The organism is Pseudoalteromonas sp. DSM 26666 (genome assembly GCF_900116475.1).
Taxonomy (GTDB): domain Bacteria; phylum Pseudomonadota; class Gammaproteobacteria; order Enterobacterales; family Alteromonadaceae; genus Pseudoalteromonas; species Pseudoalteromonas tetraodonis.
Map to the genome: position 1 here is coordinate 133,661 of NZ_FPAR01000001.1, position 17,484 is coordinate 151,144.

The 17,484-nt window shown below is 39.6% G+C and carries 15 protein-coding genes; 3 read left to right on the top strand and 12 right to left on the bottom strand.

Features of this window, described 5'->3' with window-relative positions; genetic code table 11:
* Nucleotides 1-38: 38 nt before the first annotated feature.
* Complete coding sequence (gene tpx, locus BM380_RS00635) at nt 39-620, bottom strand: thiol peroxidase (RefSeq protein ID WP_013465186.1); 582 nt, start codon at nt 618-620, stop codon at nt 39-41.
* Between the two features lie 221 nt (nt 621-841).
* On the opposite strand from tpx, the gene BM380_RS00640 reads away from it, so the two are divergent.
* A complete protein-coding gene (locus BM380_RS00640; protein ID WP_013465185.1) occupies nt 842-1,846 on the top strand; it encodes a response regulator in 1,005 nt (334 codons plus the stop codon).
* Between the two features lie 6 nt (nt 1,847-1,852).
* On the top strand, nt 1,853-2,824 hold the full coding sequence (locus tag BM380_RS00645) for a sensor domain-containing diguanylate cyclase (protein ID WP_013465184.1): 972 nt from the start codon (nt 1,853-1,855) through the stop codon (nt 2,822-2,824).
* Between the two features lie 10 nt (nt 2,825-2,834).
* Here the strand turns inward: BM380_RS00645 and BM380_RS00650 are convergent, their stop codons facing one another.
* From BM380_RS00650 to BM380_RS00670, 5 genes are all read right to left on the bottom strand, one after another.
* Entirely contained in the window at nt 2,835-3,716 is an 882-nt protein-coding gene (locus tag BM380_RS00650) for a universal stress protein (protein ID WP_090492314.1), read from the bottom strand.
* Nucleotides 3,717-3,721: 5 nt separating this feature from the next.
* The gene (locus BM380_RS00655; protein WP_028835074.1) at nt 3,722-5,236 is read right to left on the bottom strand and encodes a SpoVR family protein; all 1,515 of its coding nucleotides are present in this window, start codon (nt 5,234-5,236) and stop codon (nt 3,722-3,724) included.
* Nucleotides 5,237-5,254: 18 nt separating this feature from the next.
* Nucleotides 5,255-6,538 (bottom strand): YeaH/YhbH family protein, encoded by a 1,284-nt coding sequence (locus BM380_RS00660; RefSeq protein ID WP_024602945.1) that lies wholly within the window; start codon nt 6,536-6,538, stop codon nt 5,255-5,257.
* 31 nt (nt 6,539-6,569) lie between these two features.
* Nucleotides 6,570-8,492, bottom strand: coding sequence for a PrkA family serine protein kinase (locus BM380_RS00665; RefSeq protein ID WP_013465180.1), 1,923 nt, complete (start codon nt 8,490-8,492; stop codon nt 6,570-6,572).
* A gap of 209 nt (nt 8,493-8,701) precedes the next feature.
* The gene (locus tag BM380_RS00670) at nt 8,702-9,283 is read right to left on the bottom strand and encodes a superoxide dismutase (protein ID WP_010388603.1); all 582 of its coding nucleotides are present in this window, start codon (nt 9,281-9,283) and stop codon (nt 8,702-8,704) included.
* 264 nt (nt 9,284-9,547) lie between these two features.
* Here BM380_RS00670 and BM380_RS00675 point away from each other — a divergent pair, with 264 nt between their 5' ends.
* Nucleotides 9,548-9,886, top strand: coding sequence for a Grx4 family monothiol glutaredoxin (locus tag BM380_RS00675; RefSeq protein WP_024602947.1), 339 nt, complete (start codon nt 9,548-9,550; stop codon nt 9,884-9,886).
* A 202-nt stretch (nt 9,887-10,088) separates the two neighbouring features.
* On the opposite strand, the gene BM380_RS00680 is transcribed toward BM380_RS00675, so the two are convergent.
* The 6 genes from BM380_RS00680 to BM380_RS00705 all read right to left on the bottom strand — a co-directional run bounded on the left by BM380_RS00680 (nt 10,089) and on the right by BM380_RS00705 (nt 17,346).
* A complete protein-coding gene (locus BM380_RS00680) occupies nt 10,089-11,393 on the bottom strand; it encodes a sensor histidine kinase (protein WP_090492316.1) in 1,305 nt (434 codons plus the stop codon).
* Nucleotides 11,393-12,721, bottom strand: coding sequence for a sigma-54-dependent transcriptional regulator (locus BM380_RS00685; protein ID WP_090492319.1), 1,329 nt, complete (start codon nt 12,719-12,721; stop codon nt 11,393-11,395). Before BM380_RS00685 ends, BM380_RS00680 begins: the two co-directional genes overlap by 1 nt.
* Nucleotides 12,722-12,806: 85 nt before the next feature.
* Nucleotides 12,807-14,012 (bottom strand): ABC transporter permease, encoded by a 1,206-nt coding sequence (locus BM380_RS00690; protein WP_175527442.1) that lies wholly within the window; start codon nt 14,010-14,012, stop codon nt 12,807-12,809.
* A 14-nt stretch (nt 14,013-14,026) separates the two neighbouring features.
* Nucleotides 14,027-15,340, bottom strand: coding sequence for an ABC transporter permease (locus BM380_RS00695; protein WP_090492323.1), 1,314 nt, complete (start codon nt 15,338-15,340; stop codon nt 14,027-14,029).
* A gap of 3 nt (nt 15,341-15,343) precedes the next feature.
* Nucleotides 15,344-16,054: an ABC transporter ATP-binding protein gene (locus BM380_RS00700; RefSeq protein ID WP_013465175.1), complete on the bottom strand. Its 711-nt coding sequence runs from the start codon at nt 16,052-16,054 to the stop codon at nt 15,344-15,346.
* 35 nt (nt 16,055-16,089) lie between these two features.
* Entirely contained in the window at nt 16,090-17,346 is a 1,257-nt protein-coding gene (locus BM380_RS00705) for an efflux RND transporter periplasmic adaptor subunit (protein ID WP_090492325.1), read from the bottom strand.
* Nucleotides 17,347-17,484 lie beyond the last annotated feature (138 nt).

Here is a 17,484-nt window from a genome sequence, read left to right on the forward strand (position 1 = left end):
CGCTTCATAGCGGTTTTTTTTTATCTGAAATTCGACCTTTAAAGCGTTTTAAGCTTTTCAATAACGCTATCGTATTCAGGTTCGGTTGATAAGCTACTAACTAATTGCTTATATATAACTTTATGGCTTTTATCGAGAATAAAAACAGCGCGAGTAAGTAACCCCATATCTTTAATTATTAACCCATACTTTTGGCCAAAATCACGCCATACAGAATCAGACAGTGTCGTAACTTTATCGATATTTTCTGCTTTGCAAAAACGTTTTTGTGCAAAAGGTAGGTCAGCACTAATCGTCAACATGGCTACGCCAGGAAACTGTTGCGCTACTTTTTCATTAAAATGTTTTGTTTGCAGGCTACAAATACCAGTATCTAAGCTTGGTACCACGCTTATCAATACAGCTTGCCCTTGGTAATTTTCTAATGTAATGGCAGTAAAGCTGTCGTCGACCACTTTAAAATTTGGCGCATCAGCACCGACTTTAAGGCCTTGGCCTAGTAACGTAACAGGTTTACCTTGCGCTGTTACTTTTCCTGCATCTAAGGTGTTTTCAGGTAACTCTGATGCAAAACTAGTGCAACAAAACAGGCTCAATGCAAAGGCTAATGAACGACGCATGGATTTTTTCCTTTTAAGAATTAACGTAATAGTGGTGAGTGTATTATACTGTGATGGAGTTACCAAGCAGAATAATTGACGCGTTTATTTTTCCCTAAAATTGTAAATAAGCAATACTTTGATTACTATGTATATATAAGAAATAGGTATTAATTAATAATATCCGTGCCTTTATTTTTTGCGGTGTCAGCGTACAACAAGTTTTAAAATAGAGAGATAATATGTCAACATCGGTTTTAATTTGTGATGATTCAAAACTAGCTAGACGTCAATTAGCTCGCTCTTTACCCGATGATTGGGATATTAAAGTTGAATTTGCATGTGACGGTGTAGACTGCATAAAACAAATAACTAAAGCCCAGCCTGAAATTCTTTTCCTTGATTTAAATATGCCAGAAATGGACGGTTATGGCGTGCTTGCTGCAATGAAAGAGCAAGGACTCGACGTTCTCACTGTTGTGGTATCAGGCGATATTCAACCGAGTGCGCATCAACGTGTGCTTGAGCTTGGCGCCATAGATTTTATTCAAAAACCGTGTTCCCCCGAAAAGCTTGCTGCCATTATTGAACATCATGGTATTAGAGATAGAGCACTGCGTGAACGCATGTCTCACTCGTTAGGTGAACAAGTTGACCCTGATGTTCGTGATATATATCAAGAGCTGACTAATGTTGCCATGGGTCAAGCGGGAGATTTACTTGCAAGACTGCTTAATGTATTTGTTAAGTTACCCATTCCTAATGTTAATGTTTTAGAAGTCAGTGAGCTCAACATGGCGTTAAGCTCTGTTGATACCAATGATACTACATCGGGTATTTGCCAAGGCTTTATAGGTGGCGGGGTATCTGGCGAGGCATTATTACTTTTAAATGACTCTAGTTTTAAAGAAATAGCCTCACTGATGAATTACGAAGGTGAACTAAACGACAAGGTTGAGTTAGAGTTGCTAATGGATGTAAGTAACATTTTAATTGGCGCTATTTTAACCGGCTTGTCAAAACAGCTCGACATGACCTTTAGCCAAGGGCATCCAATAGTTTTGGGGCAGCATCGGGACGTTTCTGAACTTGTTCAGTCGAATAAGTCGCGCTGGCAACGGACTCTAGCCATAGAAATAAGTTACGGTATTGAAAATCATGATATTAGTTGTGATTTAATGTTGCTCTTTACTGAAGATTCACTGAAAACTTTGAAATACAAAGTTGCTTATCTACTAGAAGATTAAATATTTATGCCAGCTGATTTAGATTTGAATGAAATCCATTGGTTAATGGATATGTTTAATACGGTTGATGTCGGTCTTGTTGTACTCGATCGAGAATACAAAGTGCATGTATGGAATGGTTTTATGGAAAATCATTCTGGTTTGTTACCGAGCGCTGTGAAAGACAAAGACTTATTTGATTTATTTCCGGCCATTGATGAAAAATGGTTTAGAAGTAAATCTGAGTCAGTGTTTGTATTAAAGAATCGTTCATTTACTATTTGGGAGCAGCAGCCGTATATTTTTCGTTTTAAAAACTACCGACCAATTACCGGTAAAGCGGACTATATGTATCAAAATGCCACGTTTATTCCACTTACCAATGTGCGAGGCGAAGTCGAGCATATTTGTATTATTATTTACGATGTGACAGATATTGCGGTTAACAAAAAAGAACTAGAAGAGTTAAATAAAAAACTAGAACAAGTAAGCCAAACAGATAGTTTAACCCAGCTTGCCAATAGAGGGCATTGGGAGCACTTACTGCACCAAGAATTTTTACGAACGAAGCGAAACGAAGGTTGTTGCTCGTTATTAATTTTTGATATTGACCACTTTAAAAAGGTAAATGATGATTTTGGACACAGTGCTGGAGATGAAGCACTTCGTCATATAGCGAGTTTACTGAAAACTGCATTGCGTGAAACAGACATTGCTGGGCGATACGGCGGTGAAGAGTTTGTTGTTACTTTATTAGATACCGATAAACAAGGGGCGATTGTATTTGCTGAACGTTTACGCCAATTAATTGAAACCTCTCCGGCGAAATACAATGAGCACACGGTGCATATGGCCATTAGTGTGGGTATTGCGTGTTTTGATGATCAGTTTAAAGATCACGAACGCTGGATTGAAGCTGCCGATAAAGCGCTTTATCATTCAAAAGAAACGGGTCGAAATAAAGTGTCGGTATACGCTGATATAAAAAATGATGCTTAGGCATCATTTTTTAATTGGGGGGTAAAATAAGCAAGTCAGTTTTAAGTAAGCGCATTATTTTTTCTGCAGTATTACCAATGAGTTTTGCTTTAATTCCTACATTCCCAACAGATCCTATAATCACTAAATCAGCATTGAGCTTGGCCGCTAAGCTTGGGATCACCTGCTCAGGTAAACCCGCTTTAATATAAAGTTTGTCGCGTAAGTTATTATCAATAATGAGTTGTTGCTGTGATTGAGGTAATTTCTCAAAGGCATTGACTAGTTGCTCTTCTGAAAATACTAAGCCTAAATCTCTTAATATTGGAGAAATATACACTGTGTAGCCGGCATAAAATTCACAGTCTGTTCGCTGTGCGTATGCTAGGCCATATTTAATAATTGACTGATTAAGTTTATGTTTTGCGGTTTTTTCGCTGGCTAAATCAAGTGCGGCGAGTATGTTGGTATGCTTGCGCCATTTGTTATCTGCCGCTAAATACAAAGCGATGGGCGTAAAGCGGATAAGTTGCCAATCAAGTTCACTAAATTGGCTGTCGCTGTCGATATGGCGTGTTTTTATCACCATTTCGTAATCATCAGTATTAATATCTTCGTTAAGCCACTGCTCGGGGGCTTCATGCCATGCGGTTTGAAAGGTATAACTGCAACCCTCCAGTTCTGCGCTAATCAGTGGCTCCAACTGTGCCCTTAATGATGAAAGGCATTTATCTTGGAGTGAAAGCAATTGTTCTGGCAACAGAGAAAATAAAATATTGCCGGTTTCTTCAAAGCTAAATGCAACAATATCAATATGTTTATTGCCTTGCAGCGCTTTTTGTTTAGCATGCTGCAATGACGTTTTTGCAAATTCAACCGAATCAATCAGTACAAGAAGCTTTTTTTTGTCCATTATTTTTACTCTGTTGTATGGCGTGAATCATCAATTGGACATTGACCAATGGTTGAAATCTCACCAGAATTTGACTCCTGTTCCAGTTTTACCTTAAAGCCCCATAGTCTGTAAAGGTGTTTTAATACCTCCCCATGGGAGTTAGCCAGTGGAACGGCATTATGAGGTACATATCGTAGGGTTAAAGAGCGGTCGCCGCGTAAGTCAACATCGTAAACTTGTATGTTAGGCTCATGATTACTAAGGTTATATTGTGCAGAAAGTGCTTCTCTAACCGCTTTGTAGCCATTATCGTCGTGAATAGCGCCTATTTCTAAATGTGGGTTACTAGCATGGTCGACTATGGTGAATAATTTAAAATCCCGAATCAGCTTAGGGGATAAAAATTGGCTAATAAAACTCTCATCTTTGAAATTTTGCATTGCAAAGTGCAGTGTCTCGAGCCAGTCACTGCCCGCATGCTCAGGGAACCAGCGTTTATCTTCTTCTGTTGGGTTTTCACAAATACGACGTATATCAACCATCATATTAAAGCCCAGTGCATAGGGGTTAATACCTGAGTAATAATCGCTATTGTATGGAGGTTGGTACACAACATTAGTATGGCTTTGTAAAAACTCCAACATAAATGAGTCGGTTAGTTTTCCCTCATCATATAAATGGTTCAAAATAGTGTAGTGCCAAAAAGTGGCCCAACCTTCATTCATTACTTGGGTTTGTTTTTGCGGGTAAAAGTATTGTGATATTTTTCGCACTATCCTGACGATTTCTCGCTGCCATGACTCGAGTAAAGGGGCATTTTTTTCAATAAAGTACAGAATATTTTCCTGTGGCTCTTGCGGGAAGTGGCGTTCGTGTTTTTTTGACTCTTGCTGTTGAGAAGGAATGGTACGCCATAATTCGTTAACTTGTGATTGCAAATACTCAGCCCGTTCTTGCTGACGCTTTTGCTCTTCAAATAACGAAATTCGTTGTGGACGTTTGTACCTATCAACACCGTAACTCATTAATGCATGACATGAGTCGAGTATGCTTTCTACTTCGGAAATACCGTACTTTTCTTCACAGCGGCTAATATAGTTTTTAGCAAACAATAAATAATCAATAATTGAGCCTGCATCAGTCCATGTTTTAAATAAATAATTCCCTTTAAAAAATGAGTTATGCCCATAGCAAGCATGTGCCATAACCAGTGCCTGCATCGGAAGGGTGTTTTCTTCCATTAGGTAAGCAATACAGGGGTTCGAATTAATCACAATTTCATACGCAAGTCCCATTTGACCGCGTTTATAATTTTGCTCCGTTTGAATAAATTTTTTACCATACGACCAGTGAGTGTAGCCAATGGGCATGCCTACACTTGAGTAGGCATCCATCATTTGTTCTGCGGTGATCACTTCAATTTGGTTAGGGTAGGTGTCTAGCTTATAGTGCTCAGCCACACGCGCTATTTCGTCTTGGTATTGTTGCAATAGTTCAAAGGTCCAATCGGGCCCATCACTTATTCGATTATCTTTCATAATGCTACCTCGCTTTGGCTATGCAGCCCCTTGCTGTTGACGACCTTTTTTAAATAGCTCCCTAAATATAGGGTAAATATCTTCAACACCTTGGATATGCTGGATGGCAAAATTACTGTTCGTTTGGCTAATGCTTTGATACTCGCGCCATAAACTTTGATGAGCACGTGTGGTAATTTCTATATAGGCAAAATAGCGAACAGCTTTAAGTATTTTATTACGTAAAATGTGTCCACATTGGGGCGTGTCATCGGCCCAATTATCACCATCAGAAGCTTGTGCTGCGTATATATTCCACTCATCAGCATTATAGCGCTCAGCTATTATTTCATTCATCAGTTTTAGTGCACTTGAAACAATGGTACCGCCTGTTTCTTGTGAATAAAAAAATTCTTGCTCATCAACTTCTTTGGCCTGGGTATGATGGCGAATATATACAACGTCGATGTCTTTGTAGCTGCGAGTTAAAAACTGATAAAGCAAAATGTAAAAGCGTTTTGCCATGTCTTTTGTTGCTTGATCCATTGAACCTGACACATCCATAATACAAAACATCACCGCTTTACTAGTTGGGTGTGGTTGTTTGTCGTAGTTACGAAAACGTAAGTCGTAATTATCGATAAAGGGCACGGTTTTTATTTGCTGTTTGAGTGTGTCGATTTCTTTTTGTAATAAGGCCACAGCGGCTTTATCACAGTGTGGTTGTTCAAGCAGCAGTGCTAGTTGCCCCTCAAGCTCGCTAAGGCGGCGTTTTTTACCTGCGGTCATCGCAATACGACGAGCTAGAGAGCCTTGTAATGAGCGCACTACATCAATATTACTGGGCATACCATCACTGCAAAACCCAGCGCGATGGGTTTTCATTTGCACTAGCTTATCAAGCTGATTTTCTTGCAAATTAGGGAGTTCTAAATCCTCAAATAACAAATCAAGGTATTCATCTTTAGAGATAGAAAAAACAAATTCATCTTGGCCTTCGCCAGAGTCACTTGCTTCACCTTCGCCTGCGCCACCGCCTTTGCCTCCTTTAGGGCGTTCTATTTTGTCGCCAGTAGAGAACTGATCGTTCCCAGGGTGTATTTGCTCTCTATTACCGCCTCTACCTTGATGAAAAGTAGGTTCGCTAATATCACGCTGCGGAATAGAGATACTCTCTCCAGAGCTTGAATCAGTGACACTGCGTTTATTGATCGCATCAGACACCGCTTCTTTGATCTGCTTTTTATAACGCCTAATAAAACGCTGGCGGTTAACTGTGCTTTTGTTTTTGCCATTTAAACGCCTGTCGATAAAATGCGCCATAATGACCTCCTAAAAACTGCAATTATGAAGGTTATTGCGATTTTCTAACCCGTAAATACCACTCAGATAGCAAGCGCACTTGTTTTTGCGTGTAGCCTTTTTCAACCATACGATTAACAAAGTCCTCATGCTTTTGCTGATCTTCAGCTGATGTTTTTGCATTAAATGAAATAACAGGGAGTAAGTCTTCCGTATTTGAGAACATTTTTTTCTCAATAACCGTGCGTAATTTTTCATAACTTGTCCACAGCGGATTTTTGCCATTGTTATGAGCGCGAGCACGCAGTACAAAGTTAACAATTTCATTTCTAAAATCTTTAGGGTTTGAAATACCTGCAGGCTTTTCTATTTTTTCAAGCTCAGCGTTGAGTGCATCACGGTCAAATAATTGCCCTGTATCAGGGTCGCGGTATTCTTGATCTTGAATCCAAAAATCAGCATAAATAACGTAGCGGTCAAAAATATTTTGGCCATATTCTGAATACGACTCTAAGTACGCGGTTTGTAGCTCTTTACCTATAAACTCAACATATTGTGGAATTAAATAGCCTTTTAAAAAGCTTAAATAACGTTCTTCAACCTCGGCACTAAATTGTTCACGCTCAATTTGTTGCTCAAGCACATAAAACAAATGCACAGGGTTGGCGGCCACTTCGGTGGTGTCAAAGTTGAATACTCGCGATAAAATCTTAAACGCAAAACGGGTTGAAAGACCGGTCATGCCCTCATCAACACCAGCGTAATCACGATACTCTTGATACGACTTCGCTTTTGGGTCGGTGTCTTTAAGGGTTTCACCATCGTAAACTCGCATTTTAGAGTAAATACTTGAGTTTTCCGGCTCTTTTAAGCGCGAAAGAGTGGTAAATTGGGCTAAAATTTTAAGTGTACCTGGCGCACAGGGTGCGTTGTAAAGCTCACTGTGTTCAATCAGCTTATCGTAAATTTTAATTTCTTCGGTCACTCGTAAGCAATAAGGGACCTTAACAATATAAACACGGTCTAAAAAGGCTTCGTTGTTTTTATTGTTTTTAAAGGTTTGCCATTCTGATTCATTAGAGTGGGCGAGTATCATGCCGTTAAATGGCAGGGCGCTTATGCCTTCTGTGCCGTTATAGTTACCTTCTTGGGTAGCTGTTAAAAGCGGATGTAACACTTTTATGGGGGCTTTAAACATTTCCACAAATTCCATTAAGCCTTGGTTGGCTAAACATAATGCGCCTGAATAGGCATAAGCATCAGGATCATTTTGTGCAAAGTGTTCAAGTTGGCGAATATCGACCTTACCGACAAGAGCAGAAATATCTTGATTGTTTTCATCTCCGGGCTCTGTTTTAGCAATCGCAACTTGATTTAAAATTGATGGGAAGCGTTTAACCACTCTAAATTGACTAATATCACCATTAAATTCTTGTAAACGTTTTGCGGCCCATGGCGACATTACCGTTTTGAGGTAACGAGACTTAATTCCATATTCTTTTTCGAGTAGGCTGGCATCTTCAACGGGATCAAATAATGACAGCGGATGGTCATTAACCGGGGAGCCCTTAATTGCATAAATAGGCACTTGTTGCATTAAATACTTTAGCTTTTCAGCAATCGATGACTTACCGCCACCCACCGGACCAAGCAAGTAAAGCACTTGTTTACACTCTTCTAATCCTTGCGCGGCGTGTTTTAGATAAGAAACAATTTGCTCAATGGCGTCTTCCATACCATAAAAATCGGCAAATGCAGGGTAACGTGCAACAACACGGTTCGAAAATAAGCGACTTAAACGAGTATCGGTAGCGGTATCTACCATTTTAGGCTCGCCAATGGCCATCAGTAATCTTTCAGGAGCACTGGCATAAGCAGACTTATCGGTTTTACAAATTTCTAGAAACTCAGCAACACTGTACTCTTCTTCTTGTGTTGATTCATAACGTGCTTGGTAGTGATCAAAAATAGTCATAATGACCTCCGAAACCTACTTGGAAAATGTATTCACTATTTAAAGTCTAGTCACGAATTTAAATTTTTGTGCAATAAAATTAAAAATTTATATGAAAAATGATCATGATGCACTTTTAGAAAACAACCTACGTATAACCCTAATCAAATAAAGTAGCGGACATAAAAAAAGACGCCTAAGCGTCTTTTTAAAGATTAGTTTAAAACTAATTATGCGAAGTTAGCGTTCGCGAATTCCCAGTTAACGAGTGACCAGAAACCTTTAAGGTAATCTGGACGCACGTTACGGTAATCAATGTAGTATGCGTGTTCCCATAAATCCACTGTTAGGATTGGTGTAACACCTGCATCTGTTAATGGTGTTGCAGCGTTAGATGTATTTACGATGTCTAGTGAACCATCAGCTAGTTTAACTAACCAAGTCCAGCTTGAACCAAAGTTATTTACTGCTTTGTCGTTTAACGCGTCTTTAAATGCGTCAAATGAGCCCCATTTAGCGTTAATTGCATCAGCAATTGCACCTGTTGGAGCGCCACCGCCATTTGGAGATAGGCTGTTCCAGTAGAAAGTGTGGTTCCAGATTTGAGCTGCGTTGTTAAATACACCGCCTTCTGAAGAACATACGATCTCTTCAAGTGATTTACCTTCAAACTCAGTGCCTGGGATTAAACCGTTAAGTTTAGTCACATAAGTGTTGTGGTGTTTACCATGGTGAAACTCTAACGTTTCTTGTGAAATATGTGGCTCAAGTGCATCAATTGCATACGGTAGTGACGGTAGTTCAAATGCCATTTTTTATCTCCATCTTCTTTTGGTTGATAGTCTGTTTAGTAATACGTAATGCCTGTACAAACAGGGCACTTATCTATACCAAACAGGAATATAGTGTTACTATAATTGTTGAGTATTTTACTCAAGTTTTAGCAAACAGCAATGCTCTTGCTAAAGCTATTTAAGATTGAGGCTTTAATTGCCTATGTTAATCTATATATCTGAGGCCACTGTGAAACTTTTTCAAGGCCTAATGTGTTCGCTATCGTCATTTTGAGGTTGTAAATGGAAACCATTGATAAAATTAAACAGCAAATTGCTGAAAACCCAATCATCTTATACATGAAAGGATCACCAAAACTGCCTAATTGTGGTTTTTCTTCACAAGCATCACAAGCATTAATGTCGTGCGGTGAACCGTTTGCATATGTGGATATTTTACTTAATCCAGACATTCGTGCAGAGCTTCCTGCGTATGCTAACTGGCCTACCTTCCCGCAACTTTGGGTTGAAGGTGAGTTAATTGGTGGCTGTGACATTATCATTGAAATGTTTCAACGTGGTGAATTACAACCACTGATCGCTGAAACAGCTGCAAAGCATAAACCTGCAGACGCTGAATAAGCGTTCAGGTAAAAAAAAGCTGCAATTTGCAGCTTTTTTTATGTCTATAAAGTATGTACTCAAAGTTGCTTATACGATGACAGTACCGAATGAGTAGGCAGCTTTTCGCGGTTTTTACTTAGCTCACTAGGTCATAAACTTCAGAACGCGATTGTATCATTTCTAAATTGGATGAGTTTTCAGCCTTAAAGCTAAACAACTCTCAAGGTAAACTTACAAAAACACTGATCCCGCCGACGTCCCGATTGTGTAGGCTAATTTGCCCATGATGGGCTTCAACAATTTCTCGACACAGTGCCAAACCTAATCCACTTCCTGCCACCTTGGTAGAATAAAAAGGGATAAGCGCACTGGCCATAACTGTTTCACTCATACCTTTTCCTTTGTCGCTCACATTAATATGAGTGCCAAGGCTATCTTGTGTTACTTTTAAACTAATATGCTTTGCTAGCGACTCTGATTCATGTGCATTTTTCAACAGGTTAATCAGCAATTGTTCTATTTGGGTTTGATCGGCTTGTGTAGTGATGTCTTTTTGAAGGTCGAAATTAAATTGCCATTGGCTTTGTAATTGATCGAGTAATGAATGCCAGTCAACCGTTGTTATTTTAGGTGGTGGAAGTTTAGCAAACCTACCATAGCCTTGAACGAACTCGTTTAAATGCTTTATTCGCTCTTCAATGGTAGTGAAAACGCGCTTTAAACGAGGTTCATCCACTTTTTGCGTTAACAGTTGTGCACTATGTAACATGGATGACATAGGCCCTAGTGAGTTATTGAGTTCATGGCTAATGATCCGAATAACCTTTTTCCAAACTTCAACTTCTTGGCGGCTCAATTCGCGGGTCAATTGTTTAAAAACAAACAACCTATGGTGTTGGTTGTTAAGCAATAAGCGACCCATTGAAAGGTGCCATGTTTGCGGTTCTTGTTCTGTTTTATCAAGAATAAATAAACCATCTACGCCTTTATTAACGGCATTAATTATTTGCTGAGGGGCTTTAGACAATAATGCTGAGATTTTTTCGCCTTCAAGGGCTGTACTTGCATTAAAAAAATCTCTCGCACTGTGGTTACTATAAACAATAAAATCATTATCATTAACCAATAATACAGCTTGAGGGGAGTTTTGTAATACCTTATCAAGCATTAACTCTCGTTGGTAAACCCATTGTTTTTCTTGTCTTAATTGCTTTGCAGTTTGGTTATAAAGCTGGCACAAATGACCTAATTCATCATTATGGTTATAGGCCAGTAAAGTTGATAGTTCCCCATCTTTAAAATTTAATAAGCCAGTTTCTAATGAAGTAATACCTTGAACCAGTTTACCACTGAGTCGATGAGCTAAAAAGCTACTCAGAGTGGCTGTAAAAATAACACTTAGTGCTGTTTTCATAGCGTCAACACCCAGCAGCCAGCAACAGATAAAAACAGGGATCGCAGAGGAAAATACACATACTAAAATCACTTTAGACGTTAAAGAGAAGCGGTATCTTGATTTTTTCATCAGTAGGCTATCTCAAACTTATCAAGGCGACGGTACAGTGCTTGTCGGCTGAGTCCAAATTCACGTGCTACTTTGGCAATTACCCCTTTATGTAAACGCATAGCATCCTCAATTTGTTGTTTGTTAGGCTCTACTTTTTGGGTGTGTGTTTGAGACGTAATAGGAGTTAAACCAAAGTCGTCGATGCTTATCTCACCGCTGGGTTTGAGCACACTGACACGTTTACATGCATTTTCAAGTTCACGAACATTACCGGGCCATGGGTGGGCTAAAAGTAGGTTTTCGCATTGTAAATCCAGCTCACGTTCTTCTAAAAAATGACGAATAAGAGGAAGTATGTCATCCGGTCGTTGGCTAAGACTTGGTAGGTTAAGTTCAATTACATTTAAGCGGTAGTATAAGTCTTCTCTAAACAGCCCTTTACTGATTGCATCTGTTAGGTTTTCATTGGTCGCTGATATTACACGGACATTAACTTTTCGAGTTTGGGTTGAACCTAAGCGCTCGAATTCTCCCGTTTGTAAAATCCGTAGGAGCTTCATTTGCCCTGATAAAGGGAGATTACCTATTTCATCTAAAAATAATGTGCCACCGTCAGCTGCTTCAAATCGACCAATCCTTTGTTTTGTGATCCCAGTAAAAGCGCCTGCTTCTGCACCAAATAATTCTGCTTCTATTAGTTGATGGGGAAGGGCACCTGCATTGACCGTAATAAACGCAGCATTTTGGCGAGGTGAGTTTGCTTGAATAATTTGTGCTATGCGCTCTTTACCACTGCCATTTGGGCCTGTTATTAATACTGAGACATCAGATTTGGCGACTTGTAATGCCATTTTAACTAATTGCTCCATGGCCGTACTGCGATAAATTAAACCTACTAAATTAGCATTTTCTAAAGATGCATCCCGCTCTTGCTGGTGGCGCAATAAGGTTTGATTTTGTTTTTTTGTCTTTCCTAGTTCAATTAGGTTTTTAACACAGGTAAGAAGCTTGGCATCATCCCATGGTTTTGGTAAATAATCAGCCGCACCGGCTTTGACAAGTTCAACGGCTGTTTCAAGCTCGGTCCATGCAGTGATCAGAATAATGGGCAGATGGGGATTTAGCTCTCTGAGTTGATAAAAGAGTAACTTTCCCTCTTCTCCTGAAGTTGTGTCGTTACTAAAGTTCATATCTTGAAGTACAAGTGCAATACGCTGGTATTGCACAATTTGAATAGCTTCAAATGGGCTATTTGCAGTAACCACTTTATAGTCGTGAATCTCTAGCAATAATGACAGAGCATCTAAAATTGCAGGATTGTCATCAACGATAAGTATTTTTTCCATGTTAATTTAATCGCTGTTTATTATTATTTAAATATTGAAAATGCTACACCGCGTTTAGCCAGTGTAGCATAGGTTGGGAGCTGTGCTATATGGTTCGGGTTGCGATACTCGGCGAAATATTTGCTGCGCGTTTAGCTGGGCCAAATACAGCCAAAAGACTCATTGTAAACACCATGATTGCCGTGACAGCAATATAACTTGATGGTAATGCCGCTATTGAAAAATGTTGCATTAATAACTGACCGAGTAAAAGTGCTGAAATAGCACCTAAAAATAAGCCAGCAATGCAAATCAGCGCATTTTCAACTAAAAAATAATTAACAATTGCAGATTTACGAGCGCCTAAAGCACGACGGGTTCCAATTTGCTTGGTACGTTTATTTATATTAAATAGCGTCAAACCAAAAATGCCCAGTGCGGTTACCAATACCAGTATGGTTATGAGCACAATTAACATACGCATCATCAATGTGTCTTCAGCCATGTATTCGGCTTTATCTTGGTCAAGGCCCCGAATTCGAATAATTACACGTTTGTTGTAATTTTCTAGCATCTCGTCTTCAATTCGTTTAGCAATATTTGCCCGCTCATTGGCTGCTGTGCGAACTAAAAAATTCCCCGAGATATTAGGATTTATATAAGGAATTAATGCGACATTATTTGGGCGGCTGTCTTTGAGCCATGGGCCTTTTGCATGCTTAATTACACCAATGACTTTCATTGGAATATCACCAAGGAATATTGTTTTTCCTAATCCATCTTCATCAGGAAATAGCTCATTTAATAATGCCTGTGTCACAATGGTAACATTGGCTCGCTGATCATTATCGTTAGTTACAACAACTTCGTCTTCTCTAAAATTGCGTCCAGCAATAAGTTCAACCCCAAGCGTGTTAATTGCATGATCATCTGTAAAAAAGTAAGCAGTTCTTGCAGAAAGCCCAGGCTCAGGGGCTGAGTTTATACTGAAGTCAGAAGAGCTACCACTTCCCGATAAGGGGATGTTGTTTATATAGGCGGCGTCTTTCACTGCGGGTAAAGCTCTTAACATCGCTTCATCAAGTTCAAATTGTTGGTGGCTTTTGACATCTTTGCCAAAGTGCATGACATGAAAAGCAAGTATTTCATCTTCGGGGTATCCTGTATCCTGATTAAGATAAGTCATTCTATCTTGAATAATAAACGCTGCGTTACTGACAATAGCAGTAGTAATAGCTATTTGGATAAGTAACAGCAGCGCACCAACTTTAGATCGACACAGTGCATGGAAAATAGGTTTAATTTCTAACATCATAGTGTTCGTCCTTATTGGCTTTTTAGGTAAATTGCAGGATTGGTTTTACATACCAGCCAAGCAGGGTAAAGCCCAGCTATTATGCAGGTGCTAATTGCAATGAGTGGGGCGCTCAATAACATGGTTAAATCCATGGTCGCTAAGCTTTCGTAGTAGCTATAGCTTTGGCGAACACCCAATAAGCCAAACTGGGCAAGGACAATACCAAGTAGCCCACCTAATAGTCCTAGCATGGCGACTTCGATAATATGTTGCATAAAAATCTGTCGCTTACTGGCTCCAAGTGCACGGCGTACACCGACTTCTGGAGCTCGACGTAAAAATTTTGCAAGTAATAAGCCGAGAATATTCGCCAAACATACAGCCAAAAACATAAAACTAAGTGCGACTAAAATTTTGTTATCTTCACTGACCACGTTGTTATAGGCCATCCACTGGTTAACATCTCGAATACTGTAAGCTAACTCTTTGCGATTAAAACGACCAAGCTTTTGTTGCTCTTGCATGTAGGCTAATAAATAATTTTCATAATCATTTTTTTGTTGTTCGTTAGTTAATTCAACCCAGAATTGAATCCACACCATTTCTGACTGTAACTTGGCACTAAAGCTTCTAACATCCTCATGTTTCCAACCATTGGTATTCCCCCAATTACCAAGCTGTTTTGCTTCAAGAAGACTAAATGGCATAAAAAGTTGTTCAGGGTCATTAAATGAACCATTATTTAAATCGTAGTATTTGATGGTTAATGGCCAGTTTCTAGTAACCCCAACCACTTCATAACTCGCATCATCAAGATAAATAATTTTACCCACTGAATTTTCGCCAGCAAAAAGCTTATTATTTAACTCTTCACTGATCACAACAACGGGAGCCGCGTTTTCTTCTTGCTGCTGAGACCATTTTTCACCATAGAGAAACTTAAGATCAAACATATTAAAAAATTCTGGGGTTGTTAGTCTTGCACTTTGGCTAAATGGTTTTACTGTGTCAGAATCTATGTAAACAGAGAATCCACTGCGCACCATTTTTAAACGCTTGCCACCTATTTCTGATTTATATAGGTTAGCAGCATCTTGATAAGTTAGTTGTTGCGGGAGGTTATCAGACGTCCACCAAGTGTGGCCATCATCCATTATTTGCAGCTGCACAGCATAGAGCTGGCTACTTTTATGCGCAATGGGATCCGCCGACATCATGTGATAAACGCTTAAACTGGTCATAGTGATGCCAATACCAATGGCAATCGCCAGTACCATTAAAAAGCTCACTAAAGGCGTGCGCTTGAAGCTGCGCCAACTTAAATCGAGGTAATGTAATAGCATGGCTTAGGCTCCAGCAACATTTTTAAGGTTTTGTGCACCTTGGTACAAGGTGAAATCGGCAAGTTGACCGTCGACAACTTGAATGTTCCGAGGGGCACGCCGAGCAAGCTCTGCATCATGGGTGACCATGACAATGGTTGCGCCATCACGATTTATTTGTTCAAGCAGCTCCATTACTTGACGAGCCATAAGGCTGTCGAGATTACCGGTTGGCTCATCGGCAAGTAAAAACCGTGGCTCGCCAGCAAGCGCGCGTGCTATGGCCACTCGTTGTTGCTGTCCGCCAGAGAGTTGCTGCGGCAAATGTTTTGCCCTAGAGGCAAGGCCAACTTGTTCTAAGCATTTTTCAATGCGACGTTTACGCTCTGCGGCTTTAATACCCCTATAACGTAGCGGTACTTCAATATTTTCATATAAGTTTAAGTCAGGTATTAAATTAAACCCTTGGAAGATAAAGCCTATTTTTTGATTTCGACAATCTGCACGTTGGTTATCGTTTAACTTACCGACATCAATTCCATCAAGTAAGTATTCACCTGCGGAGAAGGGCTCTAACATTCCAGCGATATTTAAAAAGGTCGTTTTTCCTGATCCGCTAGGGCCTGTTACAGCAATAAATTCGCCTTCATCAACGTGCAGATTAAAGTCACGTAATGCATGGGTTTGCACCATTTCAGTTTGATATACTTTACTTATATTATTCATCTTTAACATGCTTTTTCCTTTTATTATTTGGTTCTACGCGATTGTTAGCGAAGTAATAACGTGTGTGTGTGTTTGAAACTGTTATAGCTTGAGATAATCAATTCATCGCCAGCTTGAACCCCTGAAATTAACTCAACCGCATTAATGCTGGTTGCACCAATTGAAATATCAATGAGCTGAGCTGTATCACCGGTAATTTTATAAACCTGTGTGCCGCCTTGTTGTAAAAATGCCCCACGCTTAACCTGTAAAACATCGTCACGATTTTCTAATAAAATACGTGCGGTTAATCGTTGGTTTTGTCTGATGCCCGTCATGTCTTTGTTAAAACGTACACGCGTTGTGACTTCTCTATTATTGACTTCTGGTGAAATGGCAGAAAGGGTACCCATCACTTTGCTAGCGCCCATTGTTATCTCTACGTCCATACCTAAACCAAGCTCATTTGCATAACTTTCAGGGACTTGTAGTTCTGCTTCAAAATTACTCAAATCAACTAAAGTCATTAATGGTTGGCTTTGTGTTACCACTTCTCTTTGTTGAACTAGTAAGTTACCTACAATCCCTGACACAGTGGCTTTAATTGTTAAGTTATTAACTTTGCGAAGTAGATCATCGACAATCAGTTGTTGACGAGTGACATCTCGTTTAGCGGCCTGTAGTTCAAAAGAAAGTGTATCTTTGGACAATTCAACTTCTTGCTCTGCATGTTTATAAGAAAGTTTTGCACGGGCAAGCTCATCAATGGCTTTTTCATGATCAATTTGACTGATCACATTTTTTTGCATTGACAAAGTCGCTCTGCGATTTTCTCTATCGGCAGCGTTTAATTCTACTTGTGCTAGATCAAGCGCTTTATTTAAGCTTAATGATTGGCGGCGTGCCTCAAGGTGTTTACGTTGTAGCTCGCCCTCAAGACGAGCTAAAACAGACTGTTGCTGCTTTAATTCGTTTGTGAGCTCGGGGCTCTCAACCATGGCTATTACATCATTCAGTTTGACTGAGTCACCAGCATTTACCTTCAATGAAACAAAGCCTCGTTCAGGGCTGTAAACTTTTGGTGCTCTGGCGGCTACAATTTTACCGCTGGCTGCAACATCACGTATTAGTGATTGGCGCACCACTGTGGCTATTTGTAGGCTTACTCTATCAACCGAGATAGTACCTTCTTGATCAGTATTGAATAATGCATATACACATAGAGCAACTAAGCCCACAGTAAATATAAACAGCCATATGTTTTTTTTAAAATTTATAGGTCGTGAGATTTGCGTGTCTTGCCCGCTAGTGTCTTTAATCATTATTTGTTCTCTTTGCTTAGTGTTTTTCAAACACAGTAATCATTAGCGAGGCAATAAACAGAATAATTGGTGAAATTAAAAATAAGCCAATAGTAAACATTCAAATGCCCTCAAAATTTATATAGTTATGGGATATTC

Coding starts and splice junctions, on each gene's coding strand:
- tpx (WP_013465186.1), bottom strand. CDS start 620: ATGCGTCGTTCATTAGCCTTTGCATTGAGCCTGTTTTGTTGCACTAGT.
- BM380_RS00640 (WP_013465185.1), top strand. CDS start 842: ATGTCAACATCGGTTTTAATTTGTGATGATTCAAAACTAGCTAGACGT.
- BM380_RS00645 (WP_013465184.1), top strand. CDS start 1,853: ATGCCAGCTGATTTAGATTTGAATGAAATCCATTGGTTAATGGATATG.
- BM380_RS00650 (WP_090492314.1), bottom strand. CDS start 3,716: ATGGACAAAAAAAAGCTTCTTGTACTGATTGATTCGGTTGAATTTGCA.
- BM380_RS00655 (WP_028835074.1), bottom strand. CDS start 5,236: ATGAAAGATAATCGAATAAGTGATGGGCCCGATTGGACCTTTGAACTA.
- BM380_RS00660 (WP_024602945.1), bottom strand. CDS start 6,538: ATGGCGCATTTTATCGACAGGCGTTTAAATGGCAAAAACAAAAGCACA.
- BM380_RS00665 (WP_013465180.1), bottom strand. CDS start 8,492: ATGACTATTTTTGATCACTACCAAGCACGTTATGAATCAACACAAGAA.
- BM380_RS00670 (WP_010388603.1), bottom strand. CDS start 9,283: ATGGCATTTGAACTACCGTCACTACCGTATGCAATTGATGCACTTGAG.
- BM380_RS00675 (WP_024602947.1), top strand. CDS start 9,548: ATGGAAACCATTGATAAAATTAAACAGCAAATTGCTGAAAACCCAATC.
- BM380_RS00680 (WP_090492316.1), bottom strand. CDS start 11,393: ATGAAAAAATCAAGATACCGCTTCTCTTTAACGTCTAAAGTGATTTTA.
- BM380_RS00685 (WP_090492319.1), bottom strand. CDS start 12,721: ATGGAAAAAATACTTATCGTTGATGACAATCCTGCAATTTTAGATGCT.
- BM380_RS00690 (WP_175527442.1), bottom strand. CDS start 14,012: ATGTTAGAAATTAAACCTATTTTCCATGCACTGTGTCGATCTAAAGTT.
- BM380_RS00695 (WP_090492323.1), bottom strand. CDS start 15,340: ATGCTATTACATTACCTCGATTTAAGTTGGCGCAGCTTCAAGCGCACG.
- BM380_RS00700 (WP_013465175.1), bottom strand. CDS start 16,054: ATGTTAAAGATGAATAATATAAGTAAAGTATATCAAACTGAAATGGTG.
- BM380_RS00705 (WP_090492325.1), bottom strand. CDS start 17,346: ATGATTAAAGACACTAGCGGGCAAGACACGCAAATCTCACGACCTATA.